The sequence below is a fragment of the Nocardia sp. NPDC059240 genome, from assembly GCF_042753865.1.
Classification (GTDB): domain Bacteria; phylum Actinomycetota; class Actinomycetes; order Mycobacteriales; family Mycobacteriaceae; genus Nocardia.
In genome coordinates, this window is record NZ_JBHZAC010000011.1 from 171761 (window position 1) to 191627 (window position 19867).

Sequence of the window (19867 nt, forward strand, 5' to 3'; positions counted from 1 at the left end):
GTCAAACTATTGATGTCTTGATAATCAAGATACAGCACAGCCAAGAGAATCCCGAGGAGACCTCCCATGAAGAAGGCACTGGTCATCGGCGGCGGCATCGCCGGACCCGTCACCGCGATGGCACTGCAGCGGGCCGGCTGGGACGCCGTCGTCTACGAGGCCTACCGCGACGCCGCCGCCGAACAGATCGGCGCGTACCTCACGGTCGCGGTGAACGGCCTGTCCGCACTGGCCGAGATCGACGCCCACCGGATCGTCATGAACACCGGCCACGCCACCGACACGCTGTCCTTCCACGCCAGCAACGGCAAGCACATCGTCGACATGCCGATCGGCGGCACACTCCCCGACTGCACCGTCACCCACAGCGTCAAGCGCCGCGACCTCTACCGGGCGCTCAATGCCGAGGCGGTCTCACGCGGCATCCGCTACGAATTCGGCAAGCGGCTGATCGACGCGCAGCCCCTACCTGGCGGCGGCGTGCGCGCCACCTTCGCCGACGGCACCGTCGCGGAGGCCGACCTGCTCATCGGCGCGGACGGAATCCATTCCCGCACCCGGGAAATCATCGACCCGCAGGCACCGAAGGCGCACTACCTCGGCATCTACGGTCTGGGCGGGTTCGTCAACGACCCCGACCTGCATCGTGAACTCGGTTTGCGGCCCGGCGTTTACAACATGATCTTCGGCAAGAAGGCGTTCTTCGGCTACCTGGTCGCACCGGACGGCGAGATCTGGTGGTTCGCGAATATGCCGGGGGCGCAGGAACTTCCGAAGGAGACATTGGCGGCGACGAGCACCGAGCAGTGGCGGGAGCAGCTGGTGCGGATGCTCGAGGCCGATCGTGGCCCGGCCGCGCGCATCGTGGCCGCCACCCCCGAGAGTGGGTTCGTCGACGGGTTTAACCAGTACGACATGCCCTCGGTCGCCCAGTGGTACAACGACTCCATGGTGATCGTCGGCGATGCCGCGCACGCGGTGGCCTCCTCCTCGGGGCAGGGCGTGTCCATGGCCGTCGAGGACGCCGTCACCCTCGCCATCTGCCTACGCGATCTGCCCGATACGCCCGCGGCCCTGGCCGAATTCGAGCGCCGCCGCCGCGACCGGGTGGAGCGGGTGGTCGAGCGTGGCGCGAAGACCAGCGGCGACAAATCCCAGAACGGCCTGGCCCGCTTCCTGGTTCGGCAACTGACCCCGTTCTTCCTCAAGAAGGCGGCCAAGGAAGGCGTCGGTGGACTGAGCTGGATGTTCGATCACCGCATCAGCTGGTCGGGTGAGACGGCTGACCAGCCGATCCGGTAGGCGTACGGACGATGGTGCGCCAGTGGTGTTCCGCCGCGCGCAGCACGTCGTCGCCCAGGGCTTCCAGGAAGCGACCGGACATTTCGAGACGCGCAGCGGCGACGGAGCCGGGGCCGAGCAGGTTCGCCCCGCGGCGGACGGTCGCGGCCAGTCGCCGGTTGGCGGTGAAACCGATCAACGCCGAACGGTATCCGGCCTCCTCGTCGAGGGAGTAGCGGTGACGCCGCGACCCGGCGTCGCGGGTGCGGACCACCAGGCCCTGCTGCATCAGCACGTGCACGGCGTGGGAGATGGTGGCGGGACTGACCCGCAGCCGGACCGCCAGCTCGAGGGCGGTGGCGCTGGCGGATTCGACGGTGAACAGGTGGGCGAGCACCCCCGCGGCGGTGCGGGGCATGCCGTTGTCGATGAGCACACCGGTGAGCTCCGCGACGAATTCCGCGGGCATGCCGGGAATCTCGGCCGCCTCGCTCGGGGGCGCGGCGGGTGGGCGCGGTGTGCGGCGGGCCCGGTGCGTGGTGGCCAGCTGGGCGAGGTCCGCGCGATAGCGGCCCGGGCCGCCGTTGCGGGCGACCTCCCGGGTGACCGTCGAGGTGGGACGGCCCAGCCGCCGGGCGATCTCGGCATGGTCGAGTCCGCGCGCCAGCCCCGCGCCGATCAATTCCCGATCGGCTCTGCTCAACCTGCTGCCCGGCATCGATCCTCCGTATAGCCCCGCCCGCCAGTATGCGGAGGACCCGGAACCCGGTGCAACGCAGCACCTCTCGCGGGCATTGACCGGCAAGGTCATTGCAATCACCGATTCCCGCTCCGACCAGCCCGGATACCGCACCGGCCGAGCGTGATTCCGTTGACCGGCCATCAGCGCGAACCTAACGTCGGGCCCATGCGAGCCAGAGGAATCACCTATGACACCGGCTTCACCCCGGGCGGGCGCAGCTCCCGGCCCGACTTCGATCCCGACGCCGTGCGCCGCGAAATACGCACCATCGCCGAGGAATTGCACTGCGACGCCGTCCGGATCACCGGCGGCGACCCCGAACGCCTGACCATCGCGGCCCGCCACGCTGTCGACGCCGGACTCGAAGTGTGGTTCTCCCCCTTCCCCAGCGAGCTGTCCGCGGCCGAGCTGCTCCCCTACTTCGACGACTGCGCGCAGCGTGCCGCCGAGGTCGGGGCGCATGTCTTCGTCACCGGTTGTGAGCTCAGCCTTTTCGGGCCCGGGTTCCTGCCGGGCGCGGACACTTTCGCCCGCATCGCGACACTCGGTAGCGGTTTCGCCGCCGCCGCGACCGAGCTCGCGACCGCCTCCACGACGCTGAACGAGCTGTTGGCACAGATCGTGACGCGCGTGCGGGAACGGTTCAGCGGCAAGGTCACCTATGCCTCGGGCCTCTGGGAGTCGATCGACTGGACGCCCTTCGACATCATCGGCGTCGACGCCTACGGCGATCCCGAGGACCCGGCCTACCGGGCCGGGGTGCGCGAACTGCTGCGGCTCGGGAAGCCCTTGGCGGCCACCGAGGTCGGCTGCTGCACCTATCGGGGCGCGGCCGACCGCGGCGGAATCGGCTGGGACATCCTCGATTACGAGTCCGACCCGCCCCGCATCATCGGCGATCACATTCGCGACGAGGACGAGCCGGTGCGCTACATGCGCGCACTGTTCGCACTGTTCGAGGAGGAGGCGGTGGACACCGGATTCTGGTTCACCTTCGCGGGCTTCACCTACACCCACCGCCCGGACCCGCACTACGACCTCGACCTCGCCTCCTACGGGGTCTGCGCGGTCCAGCCCGACGGCAGCCTCACACCCAAGCGCGCCTTCCACGCGCTGGCGGAGATCTGCCGCAAGGGAATTCAGCCGGCGAGGGCTTCCGGCGGCTCGGCGAGCGCGGGGTAGTGGCGACGTAGGCGGTCGAGCTGGTTCTGCACCGCGCGCAGGTCGGCGCGTTTGCGGGCCTGGGCGTCGGGGCGAGTGACGTACAGCAGCTCGCGGTTGATCATGTCGGCATGGGAGCGGAGTTCCTTGACCAGGACTCGAGCTTGAGCGAGTTCGGGGTCTTCGATCATGGGGTTTCGCTTTCGCAGGCACAGGGGTGCGCGAAGTATGTCATGTTTCGTCCACCTTCGCTTCACCCGAGATTCAGCGAATGGTTCCACCCAGCAGCCGGTCCAGACCGCCGATGAGGAAGATCACCTGATCCTCGTAGAGCGCGGTCAGTTCCGGCTCGGAGGGCGCAACGCGTCCGGGATGCCATTCGTCGGCCCGGCTCAGGGCCTGCAGGAACCCCATCAGGGCGATGGCCCAGCGGGCCTCCAGGCGCCCGGGATCCGAGTCCGGGAACGCGCGGCGCAATTGGACGAGCAGCAGGTCGGGTAGGTCACCCTCGGCGGCGGTGAGGGCGGGATGGCCGTGCAGGGAGAGCCTGGTCACGATCTTGATCCAGCGCATGCCGCGAGTGCGATGCCGCAGCAGCAGGTCTCGATAGGGCTCGGTCACCGCGCGCACCAGAGTCTCCGCGGTGGGCGGGGTTTCGTCGGCCGCGAGCCGCTCGGCATTGGTGCGGATGCGATCACGGACGGTCGCGCCGAGATCGAGCAGCACCGCGGCGATCAGATCGTCCTTGGTGCCGAAGTGATAGTTGACCGAGGCGGGGCCGAGCCCGGCGGCCGCATTCACCGCGCGCACCGACACCGCGTCCACGCCGTCGGCCGCGAACAGGCGCTCGGCGGTCTTCACCAACCGCGTACGGGTCGCGGCGCCTTGGCGGTTCTGCATCGGGACCGTCATGTCACGAGCTTGGCACACCCGGCATATCGCCTCGTCGGACCGTCTCCCACTCAGCGGGACCGGCCAACTTGTGGATCACTTGATCCAGTTTTACTCGGGGTACCGCTCCGGGCGACGAAGCCCGGCGCACTCGGGTAAGGAGCTCCACGATGTGGACCGCTGATTCGATGAAATTCGGGGCCTTCCTCGCGCCCTATCACCCCCTCGACGCCGACCCGGCACTGCAGTTGCGGCGCGATATCGACCTCATGGAACACCTGGACCACCTCGGCTTCGACGAGGCGTGGATGGGCGAACACCACTCCACCGGGGCCGAAATCGTGCCCGCGCCCGATGTATTCATCGCCGCGGCCGCCGAACGCACGCAGCGGATTCGCTTCGGCACCGGCGTCGTATCGCTGCCGTATCACCATCCGCTGGTCACCGTGGACCGCATCACCCAGCTGGATCTGCAGACGCGGGGCCGGCTGATCTTCGGCACCGGGCCCGGCAAGATTCCGCTCGACGCGCACATGATGGGCATCGACCCGTCGGATCAGCGCCGCCGCCAAGGCGAAGCGCTGGAGGCGATTCTGGCGCTGCTGCGCGGCGAGGTCGTGAACATGACCACCGACTGGTTCACCCTGCGCGACGCCCGCGCCCAGCTGCCGACCTACGATCCCGCGGGCATCGAGGTCGCGACCGCGTCGACCATCTCCCCCAACGGGTCGGTGCTGGCGGGCACGCACGGACTGTCGCTGCTGTCGCTGGCGGCCAGCTCGCCCATGGGATTCGAAGTGCTGGACCGCAATTGGGGCGTCTACGAGAAGGTGTGCGCCGAGCACGGGTACACCGCCGACCGGTCGCGCTGGCGGCTGGTCAATCCGATCTTCCTGGCCGAGACGCGCGCCGACGCCGAGCGCGCGGTGAGCCGGCGCATCGGATCCATGGCGGCGTACGTGAACCGGCAGACCGGCGAGCAGCCCGCGTGGGCGGACACGCCCCAGGGCATCATCGATCAGTGGCGCAATGACAATCTCGGCGAATTCGGGCAGGCCATTATCGGCACGCCCGACGAGGCGATCGCACGGATCGAGGCGCTGATCGAGAAGACCGGCGGGTTCGGGACCATGCTGCTGCTGCACGTGGACATGGCGAGCTGGGAGGACACCAAGCGCAGCTACGAGCTGTTCGCCTCGGAGGTGATCCCGCACTTCAAGAACCGCAATCGCCGTCGCGAGGACAGCCTGCAGTACGCGGCCGACAATCGGGAGCTGCTGATCGGGCAGCTGGTCACCGCGATCACCAAGGCGCACACCGACTACTACGGCGGCGCTGCCGCGACGGGAGCGTGATCACATGCGCGCCACACAGTTTCTGAACGGCCGCTTCACCGCCGCCGAGGTGGCCGAACCGCCCGCACTGGGTCCCGGCCAGTTGCGGATCGCGGTGGCCGCCTGCGGCATCTGCGGCAGCGACCTGTCGATGTCGAAGGATCCGTGCCGGTTCGTCCAGGTGGCGGCTGACAGCGGATATCCGCTGGCCACCTTCGACACCGACCGCCCCGTGGTGCTCGGGCACGAGTACGCGGGACTGGTCTCCGAAATCGGGGCGGGGGTCACGGATTTCGCGGTCGGCGATCGGGTCGCCGGGATCGGGCTGGCGACCGAGCAATCGACCGGCATCCCGACCATCATCGGGTACTCGAACGAGTATCACGGCGCGTTCGGGGAGAGCATCGTCGTCGACGGCTACTGGGTGCGGCAGGTACCGGACGGTCTGTCGCTGGAGCATGCCACGCTGGCCGAACCGCTGCACGTGGGCGAGATGCACGTGCAGCAGTCCGGGTTGACCGCCGCGGATTCCGCGCTCGTGATCGGCTGCGGGACCATCGGACTCGGGGCGATCATCGCGGCCAAGGCACACGGGGCGCGACTGGTCGTGGCGTCGGAACCCTCCCCCAAGCGGCGCGAGCTGGCGCGGGCGGTGGGCGCGGATATCGTCGTGGACCCGAACGAACAGGACCCGATCGAGGCCTGGACCACCGCGGTCGCGCAGTCGGATTCGGTGGTCGGGCAGTCCGGGAACGGGATTCTCATCGCCTACGAATGCAGTGGTCGCGCGGGCATTCTCGGCACCTTGATGCGGACGATGCCGTTCAATTCGCGCATCCAGGTGCTGGCCGCGCCGTTCGACGACGAACCGATCATTCCGGTGGTCGGCCAGTTCCGGCGCATCGCGGTCAATTTCGGGCACGGGCCGCACGAGAACGCCTACGACATCACGCTGCAACGGCTCGCCGACGGCGAAATCGACGCCGAGGCACTGATCACCGGCCGCGTCGGGCTCGACGGCGTGGCCGACGCCTTCACCGCACTCCGCCACCCCGACCAGCACGTCAAGATCATCGTCATCCCCGGCGAGTAGTCGATCGAGTGGCACACCAGAGTGGGGATTTGTCCGAATCACCCGTGCTCGGTGTGCCACTCGACGAATTTCCGTGGGGGGAGCGGATTTGTCGTGAGACAGGACCCGGGTATGTCGTGAGACAGGACTCAGGGGCGGGGTTCGGGGGAAATGGGGGGATGCGGGTTAGGGTGGCTAAATGTTGGCTAATAATCCAGGTGGGGCTACGGGGCAGGCCCGGGTGATTGCGCTCTGCAATCAGAAGGGCGGGGTGGGAAAGACCACCTCGACGGTCAATCTGGGTGCCGCACTAGCCGAGTTGGGGCTGAAGGTGCTGCTGGTGGATCTCGATCCACAGGGGGCGCTGTCGGCGGCGCTGGGGGTGGCGCACCATACGCTCGAACTGACGGTGTACGACCTACTCGGGCGCAATGCGCCGCCGATCGACGACGTGCTGATCAAGTCCAGCGTGCCGAATCTGCATCTGCTGCCCAGCAATATCGACCTGTCGGCCGCGGAGATCCAGTTGGTCAACGAGGTCGGGCGTGAACATTCACTGCGGCGAGTGCTCGATCCCATCCGGGACCGCTACGACTACATCCTCATCGACTGCCAGCCGTCGTTGAGCCTGCTCACCGTGAACGCGCTCGCCTGCGCGGACGGTGTGATCGTTCCGATGGAATGCGAATACTTCTCGCTGCGCGGGCTGGCGCTGCTCAACGACACCATGGACAAGGTGCGCGAGCGGCTCAATCCGGGGCTCGAACTGTCGGGCATCGTGGTCACCATGTACGACCCGCGGCTGCTGCATTCACGGCAGGTGCGCGATCGGGTCGCCGAATCCTTCGGTGAACTGCTCTACGAGACGGTGATCTCGCGGACGGTGCGGTTCCCCGACTCGACCATCGCCGGGGAACCGCTGACCAAGTGGGATCCGAAATCTCGTGGCGCCGAGCAGTATCGGGAACTCGCCCAGGAGTTCCTGCGGCGCTCCGACCAGCCCGGCAGTCAGTTGATGATGTCCTCGATGCAGTAGCTCTGCGCCGCCGCGCGCAGGGTGAAACTGATGATCGTGGTGACGGTCGCGGAATTCGTCACCGGGACGGTCACTTCCGCGCCACCGTCGCCGGTGCGATGCGCGGCCATCCGATCATTGTCGAAAGATATTGTGCCGGTGAGCTTTCCGGGATTGTTCGCCAGCACCGAACCGGCGCAGACGAGTGGATAGCGTCCCTCGGTGTCGTCGGGTTGCAGCGGCTGCCCGATCCAGCGCGACAGGTAGCGGCGCACGGTATAGCGCGCATCGTCCTCGCTGAGCGCGGGTGCGGCAGTAGGGATCTGCGCGACGGAGGCTTGCGGCGCGGCCGTGGCCGACACTGTCTGCGAAGTGGTCCCGAGCGTATCGAGAGAACCGACCGGCGGCGTCCCGGTCCGCTCGGCGGCGGGGACGGTATGCGCGCTCGCGCCGCAACCGGCGACAACGCCGCACACGGCGGCGACGGACAACAGCCGCAATACGCGAAATCCGGATCGGGTCACGGCGCCCACGATAGTCGCGTTCACGACATCGGCTCAGCGCGTTCCTGTCCGAGCAGTTCGCGCGTAGCTGCTCCACCAGTCGTCTGCACATCTTGTGCACCTGGGGCGCGAGACTGCGGGGGACGTCGCTGTGGCCGATGAGGCCGAGGGCGCCGGTCATGACGCCGTCGGCGTCACGCACGACGGCGGCCGAACAACTCCAGCCTTCCAGCACCCGTTCGGCCTCGGTGGCCCGACCGGTGTCTCGCGTCTGTTCGAGCAGATAGCGCAACCTGCCACGGTCGGTGACGGAATATCGAGTCAGCGGGCGGCAGCCGACATCGAGGACGACCGGCTGGAGGTGTTCTACCTCTGGTGACCCGGATCGCCGGGGGCCGAGAACCGGCGCTTCTGCGTTGACGGCGAAAACGGTGAATTGCCAACGGTTTCCTGAAGGTCAGGCGTATGGTCCCAATCGGAAGCAAGCGGACCGGACGTCCGCTTCAGTCGATGTCGCCGGGGTGATCGCCGATGCCTGCCGTGGTCCTCGAAGCCGAAGGGCTCGAGAAGCGCTATGGCGGTGTGGAGGCGTTGCGCGGGGCCGGTTTTCAGGTCGCCGCCGGCGAAGTCGTGGCCCTTATCGGGGATAATGGGGCGGGGAAATCCACGCTGGTCAAATGCCTTTCCGGGGCCGAGCAGCCCGATGGCGGTCGAATCCTGATGGACGGCAAGCCGGTTCGGATGGCCTCCCCCACCGCGGCGCGGCGGCTCGGGGTGGAGACCGTGTATCAGGACCTGGCCGTCGCGCCCGATCTGGATCCGGCCGCCAATCTCTTTCTCGGACGCGAACTTCTGCGCGCGGGGGTGCTGGGCAAGCTCGGCATGCTCGACCGGAAGTCCATGAGAACCCAGGCCGCCGAACACTTTCAACGCCTCGGGGTGGTGCTGCCGCGCGACGACGTGCCGATCGGATCGCTCTCGGGCGGGCAGCGGCAGACGGTCGCGGTGGCGCGCGCGGTCATGTGGGCCAGCAAGGTCGTGTTCATGGACGAGCCCACGGCCGCGCTCGGGGTGGTGCAGCGCGAGCGGGTACTGGATGTCGTTCGCCGGGTGCGGGATCAGGGCATCGCGGTGGTGTTGATCAGCCACAATATGCCGGAGGTGCTGGCGGTCGCCGACCGCATCGAGGTGCTGCGGCTGGGACGGCGGGTCGCGCGCTTCAGCGCGGCCGATGCCACGCTCGAACAGCTGGTGGGTGCGATGACCGGGGCGTTGACCACGGAGGACGAGCCGTGAACGGGGTCCGCGCGACAACTCTGACAGTCCTGCGGCGGATCGCCGCGACCGGCACCTTCTGGATCGGGTGCGTGCTGGTGGTGCTGTACGTGGCGTTCAGCATCGCGCGCCCGGACGCGTTTCCGACGCGATTCACCCTGCAGACCTTGCTGATCGAGACTTCGGTGCTGCTGGTGCTGTCGGTCGGGATGACGTTCGTGATCATTACCGCCGGGATCGATCTGTCGGTCGGGATGGTGCTGATCTTCTCCGGGGTGCTCGGCGCGAAGACCATGGAATGGCTCAGCCCCGGACAGGACGCCACCCACGCCGGGTGGGGCATCATCCTGCTGGGATTGCTGATATCGCTTGCGGGCGGGTCGATCTGGGGTCTGGTGAACGGACTTCTGGTGGCCAAGGCCAAGATTCCGCCCCTCATCGTGACGCTCGGCTCGTTCGGTGCGGCACTCGGCGCGGCACAGTTGATCACCGGCGGTGTCGATACCCGCACGGTGCCCGGAAAGCTCCGCGACTCACTGGGTTTCGGCACGGTGCTCGGCGGGATTCCCGATCTGGTGCTGGTGGCGGTGCTGGTCACGGTGTTCGGGGCCTGGCTGCTGCACACCACCCGGTTCGGGCGCTACACCTATGCGATCGGCTCCAGCGCGGAGGCCGCGCGGCGCGCCGGGATCGGCGTCACCCGGCACCTGGTGCTGGTCTACCTGATGGCCGGAATGCTGTCGGGCCTGGCCGGTTTCATGAATCTCGCCTACTTCGGCACCACCACCATCGCCGGACACGGCACCGACAATCTCGACGCCATCGCGGGCGTGGTGATCGGCGGCACCAGCCTGTTCGGCGGGGTCGGATCGGTGCTGGGCACCGTGATCGGGGTGTTCATCCCGTCGGTTTTGCGCAAGGGCTTCGTCATCGCGGGGGTGCCGGTGTTCTGGCAGCCCATCGCGGTGAGCGTCGTGCTCGTGGCGGCCGTGTGGTTCGACCAGATCCGCAGGCGGTCCCGAGACCGGAAATAACCCAATGCAGTTCGAAGGTGAGGGCCTGATGATGAGGACAGGACGGGCGGCGATAGTGGCCGCCGTGGTCGTGGCGGTGGCCGGGCTATCGGCGGGATGCGGTGGCTCGGTGAGCAGTTCGGGCCAGACCGACGCCAAGAAGCTGGTGCTCATCCCCGGCGTCGCCAACGAACCCTTCTACATTTCCATGCAGTGCGGCGCGCAGGACGAGGCGAAGAAACTCGGCTACACCCTGGATACCCAGGCGCCCACCCAATTCGACGCCTCGCTGCAGACGCCCATCGTCACCGGCGTGATCGCGAGCAAGCCCGGCGCGATCCTGATCGCGCCCACCCACGCGCAGGCCATGGCCAGCCCGATCAAGCAGGCCAAGGACGCGGGCATCAAGGTCATCGAGGTGGATACCGCGCTCGAGGACACCACCATCGCGCTGTCGTCCATCTCCTCCGACAATGTCAAGGGCGGCGAACTGGCGGCGCAAACCCTCTCGAAACTGGTGGGCGACAAGGGATCCGTGCTGGTGATCAACACCAAGGCCGGTACCTCCACCACCGATCAGCGCGCCCAGGGCTTCGAGGACGAACTGAAGAAGAACCACCCCGGCATGACCCCACTCGGCGTGCAGTACAACAACAATGAGGCCGCCCAGGCCGCCTCCATCGTCACCGCCACCCTCGCCGCCCACCCCGACCTGGCCGGCATCTTCGCCACCAACCTCAGCTCCGCCGAGGGCGCGGCCACCGGCCTGCGCAACGCCGGGAAACTCGGCCAGGTCAAGGTCGTCGGCTTCGACGCCAGCCCCAAACAGGTTCAAGACCTCAAAGACGGCACCGTCCAAGCCTTGATCGCCCAAAACCCCGGCGACATAGGCAAACAGGGGGTGGACCAAGCCGCCGCCGCCCTCGAAAGCAAGCCCGTCACCCGCACCATCCAAACCACCATGATCGCCATCACCCAGGACAACATGTCCACCAACGATCAATACTTCTACAAGTCCAAATGCTGACGGTCATCCGAAACCCGGTGTCCGCCACTGATTCCAGGAGTCACCCATGTTCCGCAAACTAGCCGCCACCACCCTCATCGCCGCCGCCCTCACCGCCACAGGCACCGGCCTCGCCTCCGCCGCCGCCCCCGACCCCCAACCGGTAGCCACCCCGATCGCCCCGGCTGCCGCGGTCACCCCGGTAGCCGCAGGCCAAACCCAAGCCCTCCCAGGCGGCCAGATCGGCGGCGTAGTAGGCGGTGTCGCAGGCGCAGCCGTAGGCATCGTCATCGGCGGCGCCATCGGCTGCGTAGTAGCCGCCCCCGTCTGCCCCGCCACCGTCCTCATCGGCGCAGGCATAGGCGGCGTCGCAGGCGCAGCCATCGGCGCCCCCATCGGCGCAGGCATCGGCAGCGCCCTCGGAGCCCAAATCCCGGGCTGACCCCAACGAAATGCCGCCTCGGCCAACCTGTTCCGAGGCGGCATGACAAGGGTAATCAAGATCAGGGTGTACTCGTTGCGGAAATCTGCCGGATTTTCCGCGATGAGTACACCCTGATCTTGTTGTAGCGCCGGAGCGGTTCGGCTACCACTTCGAAGGTCATCCGGGCGGGCGGGGTGGGGCGGGCGTGACTATCATCGCGGGATTACTCGCCATGAAGGGTTCCGGAATGAGGTTAGCGAGATCGGGTGGCCGCGGGTGGCGGGCAGTGGTCATCGGGGTGGCGGTCGTTGTGGTGGCCGGTGCCTGCGGCGGGCAGGCTGAGCCGGGGAAGGCGGTTGCGTTTCTCGGGCGGAATTTCGATGGGGGGATTCCGTCGGCGGGGACGATGGATCAGGCTCGGCTGACTGTGGAGAAGCGGGCCTCGGGGCTGGGGCTCGGGAAGACGACGGTCAGCGTCGATACCGACATGATGACCATCGTCGTGGCTGGGGATGATGGCAGCGTGGCGCGGCTGTTGGCGAAGACCGGGCGGGTGCTGCTGCGGCCGGTGTTGGCGAGCAAGCCGTTTCAGGTTGCCACGCAGCGGATCGTGCCCGGACGCGACGCCCGGCAGAGCGGTGACGCCGCCGTGCAGGCGGCCACGATGGGCGGGATCGATTGTCGGTTGCCCGATCCGCTGATGGGTGGCGATGAGGCGACCCTGCCGTTGGTGACCTGCTCCAATACCGCCGACACCGTGTATCTGCTGGGGCCTGCGGTGGTGGATGGGCGAGAGATCTCGGATGCCAAAGGCGGGATGGATACTCGGACCGCGCGGTACGGGGTGACCGTGACGTTCAGCGAGAGCGGGACTCGGCAGTTCGCGCAGTACACGGCGGCGAATGTCGGGAAGCAGTTCGCCTTCGCCGTTGATTCGCAGGTGGTGTCGGCGCCGGTGATCGCGAGCGCCAGCTATGGCAATCAGAGTCAGATCGTCGGGAACTTCACCAAGGCTGCTGCGGATAATCTCGCGGCCGCTCTGCGCTACGGTGCGCTCCCGACGATCTTGACTCCGCAGGGCTAGCTCACGCCCGCGAGCGCGCGTTGCACCTCGACCGCCTGGCGGGTTTCCTCGGCCACCAGGTCGGCGTTGATCTGGGCACCGGCCATGGCGCCGGCGGCTGCGGCCGCACCTACCTGGGCGGACAGGTCGCTGACATTGCCGGCGGCCCAGACGCCGGGGATCTCGGTGCGGCCCATCGGGTCGGCGGGGATGTATTCGCCTGCGCCGCTGGGATGTTGGGTGGGTAGCAAACCCAGGTCGGCGAGGAATCCGGCGCGGGCGACCATGCGGGTGGGTGCGGCCAGCACGCCGCGGGCGACCACGGTGCCGTCGGTCAGCCGGACTCCGGTGAGCCGGTCATCGCTCACCTCGACGGCCGCGATCTCGCCGTCGACGACGCGAACTCCCCGGGCCGCCAACTGCTCCGCTTCCTCCTCGGTCGGCGGGGTATTGGTGTGGGCGAAGTAGACGACGTCGGAACTCCACTGCCGGAACAACAGTGCCAGGTGAATTCCCATGGGGCCCAGGCCGAGTACGCCGATCGGCTGATCGTGCACCTCCCAGCCGTGGCAGTACGGGCAGTGGATGACATCGTTACCCCAGCGTTCCCGCAGGCCGGGGATCGGGGGCAGTTCGTCGACCAGGCCGGTGGTGATCAGCAGGCGGCGGGCCCGCGTCGACCGGCCGTCGCTGAGGGTGACCACGAATTCCTCGCCCTCCCGGACGATTCCGCTCACCTCACCCGACACCACGGCACCGCCGTACTGCCGCACTTCCTCGCGACCCCGCGCCACCAGCTCCGCGGGCGCCACGCCCTCGCGGGCGAACAATCCGTGCACCGCGTGCGCGGGTGCGTTGCGCGGGCTGCCCGCGTCGATCACCACCACCGAGCGCCGCGCCCGGGCCAGCATCAGTCCTCCGTTCAGTCCCGCGGCACCGCCGCCGACCACCACCACGTCATAGCTGCTGTTCAGCAGATCGGTCATTGATGACCACCTCCTGCAGACGACCATGCCGCCGCAACGACCAGACTGGCAAACTTGTTTGCCGATATGGCAAACTCGGATCATGACCTCCGACCTCGACCGGGCCCTGGACGGGGTGGGCCTGCGCCTGCGTGAACTGCGCAAACAACGAGAAACCACGCTCGCGGAGCTGTCCGCCGAGACCGGCATCTCGGTCAGCACCCTGTCGCGCCTGGAATCGGGTGCGCGCCGCCCGACCCTCGAACAACTACTCCCCCTGGCCCGCGCCCACCAGGTCACCCTCGACGAACTGGTGGATGCCCCGCAGACCGGCGACCCGCGCGTGCACATGCGCCCGATCACCCGGCACGGCATGCAGATGCTCCCGCTGACCCGGCGCGTCGGCGGCATCCAGGCGTTCAAGATCATCCTGCCGCCGCGCTCCGGCCGCACCGAACCGACACCGCAGACGCATGAGGGCTATGAGTGGCTCTACGTCCTCAACGGCCGTCTGCGTTTCGTGCTCGGCACCCATGATCTGATCCTGGAGCCCGGCGAGGCCGCCGAATTCGATACCCGGGAACCGCACTGGTTCGGCTCGGCCGATGACGAGCCGGTCGAATTCCTCAGCCTCTTCGGCAAACAGGGCGAACGCGCCCATTTCCGGGCGCGTCCCCGCAACGACTGACTACCCTCGGTAGCGCGGCCCGACCAGCGCCAGCGCGGTTTCGACTGCCACACCGATGATTTCGGTGACATCGCGCCCGTCCTCCACGGTGGAGGCGATGAGTTCCCGGAACCCGCCGAACAGGATGGTCGCCATCTGCCGGTTCGGCGGATGCAGCCCCGCCGACTGGAATTCCGGTGTGGCGGTGAGGTTCTGAATCAAAGCGATGAACGCCTCGGCCGCCTCGCGATGCAGCTGCCGGGCCCGCTCCCCCAGCGCCGGGGTGTCACGGATCCAGGCCAGCGTGATGGAGGTGTCGTCGCGCGACGCCCCGATCCACGACTCGATCGCCTGATGCACCTGCACATCCCAGGGCGCGGTGGCGTCCACGGCGGCGTAGATCTGCTGGATGGTGTCGTTGTTGCGTTCGGTCAGCAGCGCCACGAAACAGTCCTGCTTGTCGGCGAAGTGCTCGTAGAAGGTGCGCCGCGAGGTGCGGGCCAGCCGCACCACATCGGCGACGGTGGTGTCCTTGTAGCCGCGCTCGCGGACCGCGTCGGCCATGGCGTCGAGCAGTCGCCGCTGGAATCCCGAGTCGACGGCGGGTTCGGAGTCGGCCCTCGCGGTGGGTTCGGCACGGGTCACGAGCATCAGCGTAGTTTCTCGGATCTCCTGGACCGCTGCGGCGGGTCCCCGTGCGCGCCGCGGCGTGTCGGGTATGACCCGCCGCGGCTCGGCGGGTGACCGTTCAGGCGGTGACCTGTTCGGGGTCGGTGGTGGCTGCGACTGCGGTGCGATGACCGAAACGGATGGTCCCGTCCTCGATTCGCCCGTGCCGCAAGGTGATCACGTCTTGGGCATAGTTCATGCCCAGCCGCCACGGGGCGCGTGATCCGGCCTTGGGGAAGCGGTCCATGGCCCGCAGCACGTACCCGGCCTGGAAATCCATCAGCGGCCCGCTGGTGACGCTCGGGTCCGGCCAGGGTGTGGCCTTGTCGTAACCGCGAGCGTCCATGTGCCGCAACAACCGACAGACGAATTCCGCGACCAGGTCGGCCTTGAGCGTCCACGAGGCATTGGTGTAGCCGATGGTGAAGGCGAAATTCGGGACGCCCGAGAGCATCATGCCCTTGTAGGCCATGGTGTCCGGCGGCGCGATCTCACGGCCGTCGACGGTGAGCGCGACCCCGCCGAGCGCCAGCAGATCCAGTCCGGTCGCGGTGACCACGATGTCGGCAGGCAATTCCGCACCCGACTCCAGCCGGATCCCGTCGGCGGTGAACCGCTCGATGCGATCGGTCGCCACCGCCGCCTTCCCGGCGCTGATGGCCCGGAACAGATCTCCGTCCGGCACCAGGCACAACCGCTGATCCCACGGGTTGTAGGTCGGCTTGAAATGCGTGTCGACGTCGTAGCCTTCGGGCAGCTGCTTGATGGCGAGATTGCGGAAGAACTTGCGCATCATCTGCGGCCGCCGCTGACTGAGCTGATAGATGAGCGTGCTGACGAGCACGTTCTTCCATCGGGTGACCGTGTAGGCACGACGGTTACCCAGCTTCTCGCGCAGTTTGGTGGCAATGCCGTCAACGGTCGGCACCGACAGGATGTAGGTCGGCGAGCGTTGCAGCATGGTCACCTGCGCGGCGGTCTCGGCCATCGCGGGTACCAGCGTCACCGCCGTCGCCCCGCTGCCGATCACCACGACACGCTTTCCGGCGTAATCGAGTTCGGCGGGCCAGTGCTGCGGATGCACGACCTGCCCGGTGAAGTCCTCGATCCCGGCGAAGTCCGGGATGTAGCCCTCGTCGTAGCGGTAGTACCCGCCGCACAGGTAGAGAAAGTTGCAGGTGATCGTCGAGGTCGCGCCGTCGTGGGTGTAACCCACCGTCCAGCGCGCCTCTTCCGAGGACCACGAGGCCCCGGTCACCTTGTGCCCGTAGCGGATTCGACGGTCGATGCCCGCCTCGGCGGCGGTGTCGCGAATATAGTCGAGAATGGCGGGCCCATCCGCGATGGCTTCGGCGGCCACCCACGGCCGGAACCGGTAACCGAGGGTGTGCATATCGGAATCCGAGCGCACCCCGGGATACCGGAACAGATCCCAGGTGCCGCCCATGGCCTCGCGCGCTTCGAGAATCGCGTAGCTGCGATTCGGGAAGGCTTCCTGAAGATGGTGTGCCGCACCGATTCCCGACAGTCCGGCCCCGACGATCAGGACGTCCACGTGTTCGGTCATCGTCTCGCTCCCTTCGCGGCCCGGCTGCGCGCGGCGCCCATCACGACCGACACTGCGTCGTAGTAGTGGGTCGGGCTCACCCGCGTCAAGATGTCGAACAGGTAGGCGTCCGGCCCGACCAGAATCCGCGCCTTACCGTTTTCCACTCCACGGCAGATGATTTCGGCCGCCTTCTCCGGCGTGGTCATGGCAATGGCCTCGAATTCGTCGGCAATCTGCTCGTGGCTGCGACCCCGGCCCTCGGGGTCTTTGCGTACCCGCCCGTTGCGGGCGATATTGGTCTTGATCCCGCCCGGATGCACGGTCACCGCGGAGACGCCGGTACCCCGAAGTTCCTGCCGCAGCGCGTCGGTGAAGCCGCGTACCGCGAATTTCGCCGCACAATAAGCACTCTGGTTAGGCATCCCCGCCAGCCCGAACACGCTGGAGGTATTGACGATCGCGCCGCTGCCCTGCTCGACCAGGATCGGCAGGAATGCCCGGGTCCCGTTCACGACCCCGTCGAAGTTGATGCGCCGCAACCATTCGTCGTCCTGCGGAACGCTCTCGATGACCGAGGATGACACCGCCACACCGGCATTGTTGAACACCGCGGCCAGCGGCGCGGGCAGCCATTCGCGCACCTCGTCGGCGAAGGCGAGCTGTTCGGCGGCGTCGCTGACATCCAGCACCCGGGTCAGCACCGGACCGCGCAGCGCCGCGGCCGTCTGCTTTAGCCCGTCGGCGTCGATATCGGCGATGGCGACGGGCGACCCACGGCGGGAAAGCAATTCGGCCAGTCCCCGACCGATTCCGGAGGCCGCGCCGGTGATCATGACCGGGCGGCCGGACAGTGGCCTAGAGGTTCGGGGCATCGGAACTCCTGGATTCTGCGGTGCGAATATGGGTGTCGATGAGGTCGGCGAGAGTGGGCCAGAGCGCCTCCGGCAGATCGTGACCCATGCCGGGCAGGGTGTGGCGGCGCGCGCCGGACACCGCCGCCGCGGTGACCTCGCCACCGGTCGGATTCACCATGCGGTCGCGATCGCCGTGCAGGACCAGGGTCGGCGCGGTGATGGTGCGCACCTCCGCGGTCCGGTCCCCCGACTTCATGATCCCGGCCAACTGCCTGCCGACCCCCGCCGCCGGGCGCGGATCACGATCCCAGGTGGTTCCGGCGGTGGCACGAATCCTATTCTCGTCGAACGGATATCCGGCCGAGCCGATATGCCGGTACATCTTCACCGCGGCGTCCGTGTGCTCGTCCCGGGTGCTCGCGGGCTTGCCGAACATGCGCGCCCACGTCGAGAGCGCGGGCCGCCCCACCCGGGCCGCGCCGGTGGTGGAGAAGATCGAGGTCAGCGATGACACCCGGGCGGGATACCGGGCCGCGACGGTCTGCGCGATCATGCCGCCCATCGACATGCCGACCAGATGCGCGGTGTTCCAGCCGAGCACGTCGAGCAGTCCGAGCGTGTCCAGGCCCAGATCACCGAGATCGTATTGCTGTGGGTCCCAGCGCTTGCGGAGCATGTCCACCGGCCCCGGCGGACGGAAGCGGGCGTGCGTGGAACGGCCGACATCGCGATTGTCGAAGCGCACCACGTCATAACCGCGGTCGGCCAGTAGCGCCACCAGACCGTCGTGCCATTCGTGCTTCTGCTGTCCGAGCCCGGCGATCAGCAGCAGCGGGACGCCACTACCGGACCGCTCGTAGGTCAGCTCGATGCCCCGGCCGACCTCGGCCACCTGCTCGCTCATGCCGTCACCTGCTCGCCACGCGCGCTGTCGTTGTCACCGCTCGCCTCCGCCGCCGGCTCGGTCACCGCCGGTCGCAACGGCCGCCGGTACACGACGGCCCGGCCCTTCTTCGCGGGAACCAGTGCGACACCGCGGAAGTGGGCGCGCTCGTCCGGATCATCGGTGGTTTCCAGGGTGAAATCGCGCAGCAGCACGCGCAAGACCACATTCATCTCCATGGTCGCGAACGCCGCGCCGATGCACCGGCGCGCACCGCCGCCGAACGGAATCCAGCTGAACGTGCCCGGCCGCACCCCGAGGAAGCGGTCCGGATCGAAATCCCGTGGGTTGGGGAACAATTCGGGATTGTCGTGCATCAACCGGATGCTGACCATCACGCCCTGCCCGCGCGGCAGCGTCCAGCGGCCCAGTTGCAGCGAGTCCGCGCGTACCTTGCGCGCGGTGGCGTCGATGACCGGGCGCACCCGCTGCGTCTCGAGCAGCACCGCTTCGCGCAATGCGGAACCGCCCGCGTCGGCCTCGGCGACCAGTCGCTCGAGAATGTGCGGATGCCGGCGCAGCCGTTCGATGGTCCAGGCCAGCGAGGTGGCGGTGGTCTCGTGCCCGGCGGTGAGCAGGGTGAGCAGTTCGTCGGCGATCTCGCTGTGCGTCATGGTCGAACCGTCGTCGTAGCGGGCTTGCAGCAGCATGGCCAACACGTCGTCCCGCTCGCTCAGCTGGGGGTCCGCGGCGGCGCGCTCGATCAGCCGCAGCACGATCCGGTCGTATTCGGCGCGGTGCGCGGCGAACCGCGCCCACGGCCCGAAGCGCCCGAACAGCTTGCGCGGCACCGGGAGTGCCGCCAGCGCGGAGCCCACCAGCACCAGTTTCGGTAGCAGCGTGCGCAATTGGTCGAATTCGGCGCCCTCAGCTCCGAAGACCGCGCGCAGGATCACGTTCAGCGTGATCCGCATCATCGAGTCCATGGTCGCGAACTCGCGTCCCGAGGGCCAGTCCGCCAGCTCGCGGACGGCCTCCTCCTCGATCAGCGATTCGTAGACCGCCAGCCGTCGGCCGTGGAAGGGCGGGGTGAGCAGTTTGCGTTCCTTGCGGTGTTCCTCGCCGCGCAGCGCGAAAAGCGAACCGGGGCCGAGGAATTGGCCGAGGTTGGCATCGATGTTGTCGACCAGGTCGGTGTGCGTGGTGAACAGCGCCTTGACCTCCGCCGGGTCCGACAGCACCAGCGTCGGTCCGAAGCGTGGCATGTTCACCATGAACGCCGAGCCGTAGCGCTCGTGTAGTCGCCGCCACGCGCGGGTGCGTCCGGCCAGGATCTGAACGCCCTGGACGAAGGCCGGCGTGGTGGGTCCATCGGGCAGTGTCACTGTGGTCATGCGCCATCTCCCAGCCTGGTACCTCTGCGTACCACTCGGACGGTACGCGCGTGTACCGCCGTGTGGCAAGGGTCACTTTTCAGGCCGGGAAGTGGCGCGAGTCCCC

21 protein-coding genes and 1 pseudogene are annotated in these 19867 nt (G+C 67.8%); 11 read left to right on the forward strand and 11 right to left on the reverse strand.

The genetic code is table 11. From position 1 onward, the window contains the following. The first annotated feature begins 66 nt into the window (after nucleotides 1-66). Nucleotides 67-1302 carry an FAD-dependent oxidoreductase gene (locus ACFXHA_RS34660; RefSeq protein WP_379363709.1) on the forward strand — a complete coding sequence of 412 codons (1236 nt, stop codon included), beginning with the start codon at nucleotides 67-69 and terminating at the stop codon, nucleotides 1300-1302. Here ACFXHA_RS34660 and ACFXHA_RS34665 read toward each other — a convergent pair. Continuing rightward, nucleotides 1262-1999 (reverse strand): helix-turn-helix domain-containing protein, encoded by a 738-nt coding sequence (locus ACFXHA_RS34665; protein ID WP_379363711.1) that lies wholly within the window; start codon nucleotides 1997-1999, stop codon nucleotides 1262-1264. The two genes, ACFXHA_RS34660 and ACFXHA_RS34665, sit on opposite strands and share 41 nt — an antisense overlap. A 189-nt stretch (nucleotides 2000-2188) precedes the next feature. On the opposite strand from ACFXHA_RS34665, the gene ACFXHA_RS34670 reads away from it, so the two are divergent. After that, nucleotides 2189-3205, forward strand: coding sequence for a hypothetical protein (locus tag ACFXHA_RS34670; protein WP_379363713.1), 1017 nt, complete (start codon nucleotides 2189-2191; stop codon nucleotides 3203-3205). Here ACFXHA_RS34670 and ACFXHA_RS34675 read toward each other — a convergent pair. Together ACFXHA_RS34675 and ACFXHA_RS34680 are read right to left on the reverse strand one after the other, a co-directional pair. Next, complete coding sequence (locus tag ACFXHA_RS34675) at nucleotides 3163-3375, reverse strand: hypothetical protein (RefSeq protein ID WP_379363715.1); 213 nt, start codon at nucleotides 3373-3375, stop codon at nucleotides 3163-3165. The two genes, ACFXHA_RS34670 and ACFXHA_RS34675, sit on opposite strands and share 43 nt — an antisense overlap. Before the next feature lie 73 nt (nucleotides 3376-3448). Next, complete coding sequence (locus ACFXHA_RS34680) at nucleotides 3449-4096, reverse strand: TetR/AcrR family transcriptional regulator (protein WP_379363717.1); 648 nt, start codon at nucleotides 4094-4096, stop codon at nucleotides 3449-3451. A 149-nt stretch (nucleotides 4097-4245) separates the two neighbouring features. Between ACFXHA_RS34680 and ACFXHA_RS34685 the strand changes: the two genes are divergently transcribed. The 3 genes from ACFXHA_RS34685 to ACFXHA_RS34695 all read left to right on the forward strand — a co-directional run bounded on the left by ACFXHA_RS34685 (nucleotide 4246) and on the right by ACFXHA_RS34695 (nucleotide 7517). Next, nucleotides 4246-5430 carry an LLM class flavin-dependent oxidoreductase gene (locus ACFXHA_RS34685; protein WP_379363719.1) on the forward strand — a complete coding sequence of 395 codons (1185 nt, stop codon included), beginning with the start codon at nucleotides 4246-4248 and terminating at the stop codon, nucleotides 5428-5430. A 4-nt stretch (nucleotides 5431-5434) separates the two neighbouring features. Further along, nucleotides 5435-6502: an alcohol dehydrogenase catalytic domain-containing protein gene (locus tag ACFXHA_RS34690; protein WP_379363721.1), complete on the forward strand. Its 1068-nt coding sequence runs from the start codon at nucleotides 5435-5437 to the stop codon at nucleotides 6500-6502. A 178-nt stretch (nucleotides 6503-6680) separates the two neighbouring features. Further along, complete coding sequence (locus ACFXHA_RS34695; RefSeq protein ID WP_379363723.1) at nucleotides 6681-7517, forward strand: ParA family protein; 837 nt, start codon at nucleotides 6681-6683, stop codon at nucleotides 7515-7517. Here ACFXHA_RS34695 and ACFXHA_RS34700 read toward each other — a convergent pair. Next, nucleotides 7490-8020 (reverse strand): hypothetical protein, encoded by a 531-nt coding sequence (locus ACFXHA_RS34700; protein WP_379363725.1) that lies wholly within the window; start codon nucleotides 8018-8020, stop codon nucleotides 7490-7492. The two genes, ACFXHA_RS34695 and ACFXHA_RS34700, sit on opposite strands and share 28 nt — an antisense overlap. 187 nt (nucleotides 8021-8207) lie before the next feature. Further along, nucleotides 8208-8324, reverse strand: a pseudogene (locus ACFXHA_RS34705) (hypothetical protein); the annotation flags it as partial. 206 nt (nucleotides 8325-8530) lie between these two features. Here ACFXHA_RS34705 and ACFXHA_RS34710 point away from each other — a divergent pair. From ACFXHA_RS34710 to ACFXHA_RS34730, 5 genes are all read left to right on the forward strand, one after another. Further along, nucleotides 8531-9295, forward strand: a complete 765-nt coding sequence (locus ACFXHA_RS34710) for an ATP-binding cassette domain-containing protein (RefSeq protein WP_379363727.1) — start codon at nucleotides 8531-8533, stop codon at nucleotides 9293-9295. Next, on the forward strand, nucleotides 9292-10308 hold the full coding sequence (locus ACFXHA_RS34715) for an ABC transporter permease (protein ID WP_379363729.1): 1017 nt from the start codon (nucleotides 9292-9294) through the stop codon (nucleotides 10306-10308). The genes ACFXHA_RS34710 and ACFXHA_RS34715 overlap by 4 nt, the downstream gene beginning before the upstream one ends. Nucleotides 10309-10336: 28 nt before the next feature. After that, on the forward strand, nucleotides 10337-11314 hold the full coding sequence (locus ACFXHA_RS34720) for an ABC transporter substrate-binding protein (protein WP_379363731.1): 978 nt from the start codon (nucleotides 10337-10339) through the stop codon (nucleotides 11312-11314). A 46-nt stretch (nucleotides 11315-11360) separates the two neighbouring features. Continuing rightward, on the forward strand, nucleotides 11361-11735 hold the full coding sequence (locus ACFXHA_RS34725; RefSeq protein WP_379363733.1) for a hypothetical protein: 375 nt from the start codon (nucleotides 11361-11363) through the stop codon (nucleotides 11733-11735). Nucleotides 11736-12027: 292 nt separating this feature from the next. Next, nucleotides 12028-12801, forward strand: coding sequence for a hypothetical protein (locus tag ACFXHA_RS34730; RefSeq protein ID WP_379363735.1), 774 nt, complete (start codon nucleotides 12028-12030; stop codon nucleotides 12799-12801). Here ACFXHA_RS34730 and ACFXHA_RS34735 read toward each other — a convergent pair. Beyond that, entirely contained in the window at nucleotides 12798-13766 is a 969-nt protein-coding gene (locus ACFXHA_RS34735; RefSeq protein ID WP_379363737.1) for an NAD(P)/FAD-dependent oxidoreductase, read from the reverse strand. The genes ACFXHA_RS34730 and ACFXHA_RS34735 overlap by 4 nt on opposite strands. 82 nt (nucleotides 13767-13848) lie before the next feature. Between ACFXHA_RS34735 and ACFXHA_RS34740 the strand changes: the two genes are divergently transcribed. Further along, nucleotides 13849-14433, forward strand: coding sequence for a helix-turn-helix domain-containing protein (locus ACFXHA_RS34740; protein WP_379363739.1), 585 nt, complete (start codon nucleotides 13849-13851; stop codon nucleotides 14431-14433). Here ACFXHA_RS34740 and ACFXHA_RS34745 read toward each other — a convergent pair whose 3' ends face one another. The 5 genes from ACFXHA_RS34745 to ACFXHA_RS34765 all read right to left on the reverse strand — a co-directional run bounded on the left by ACFXHA_RS34745 (nucleotide 14434) and on the right by ACFXHA_RS34765 (nucleotide 19761). Beyond that, a complete protein-coding gene (locus ACFXHA_RS34745) occupies nucleotides 14434-15057 on the reverse strand; it encodes a TetR/AcrR family transcriptional regulator (protein ID WP_379363741.1) in 624 nt (207 codons plus the stop codon). It abuts the gene before it with no gap. Between the two features lie 103 nt (nucleotides 15058-15160). Continuing rightward, nucleotides 15161-16648, reverse strand: coding sequence for a flavin-containing monooxygenase (locus tag ACFXHA_RS34750; protein WP_379363743.1), 1488 nt, complete (start codon nucleotides 16646-16648; stop codon nucleotides 15161-15163). Next, nucleotides 16645-17502, reverse strand: a complete 858-nt coding sequence (locus ACFXHA_RS34755; RefSeq protein WP_379363745.1) for an SDR family NAD(P)-dependent oxidoreductase — start codon at nucleotides 17500-17502, stop codon at nucleotides 16645-16647. The genes ACFXHA_RS34750 and ACFXHA_RS34755 overlap by 4 nt, the downstream gene beginning before the upstream one ends. After that, the gene (locus ACFXHA_RS34760; RefSeq protein WP_379363747.1) at nucleotides 17486-18388 is read right to left on the reverse strand and encodes an alpha/beta fold hydrolase; all 903 of its coding nucleotides are present in this window, start codon (nucleotides 18386-18388) and stop codon (nucleotides 17486-17488) included. The genes ACFXHA_RS34755 and ACFXHA_RS34760 overlap by 17 nt, the downstream gene beginning before the upstream one ends. Further along, nucleotides 18385-19761 carry a cytochrome P450 gene (locus ACFXHA_RS34765; RefSeq protein WP_379363749.1) on the reverse strand — a complete coding sequence of 459 codons (1377 nt, stop codon included), beginning with the start codon at nucleotides 19759-19761 and terminating at the stop codon, nucleotides 18385-18387. Before ACFXHA_RS34765 ends, ACFXHA_RS34760 begins: the two co-directional genes overlap by 4 nt. Between the last annotated feature and the right edge of the window lie 106 nt (nucleotides 19762-19867).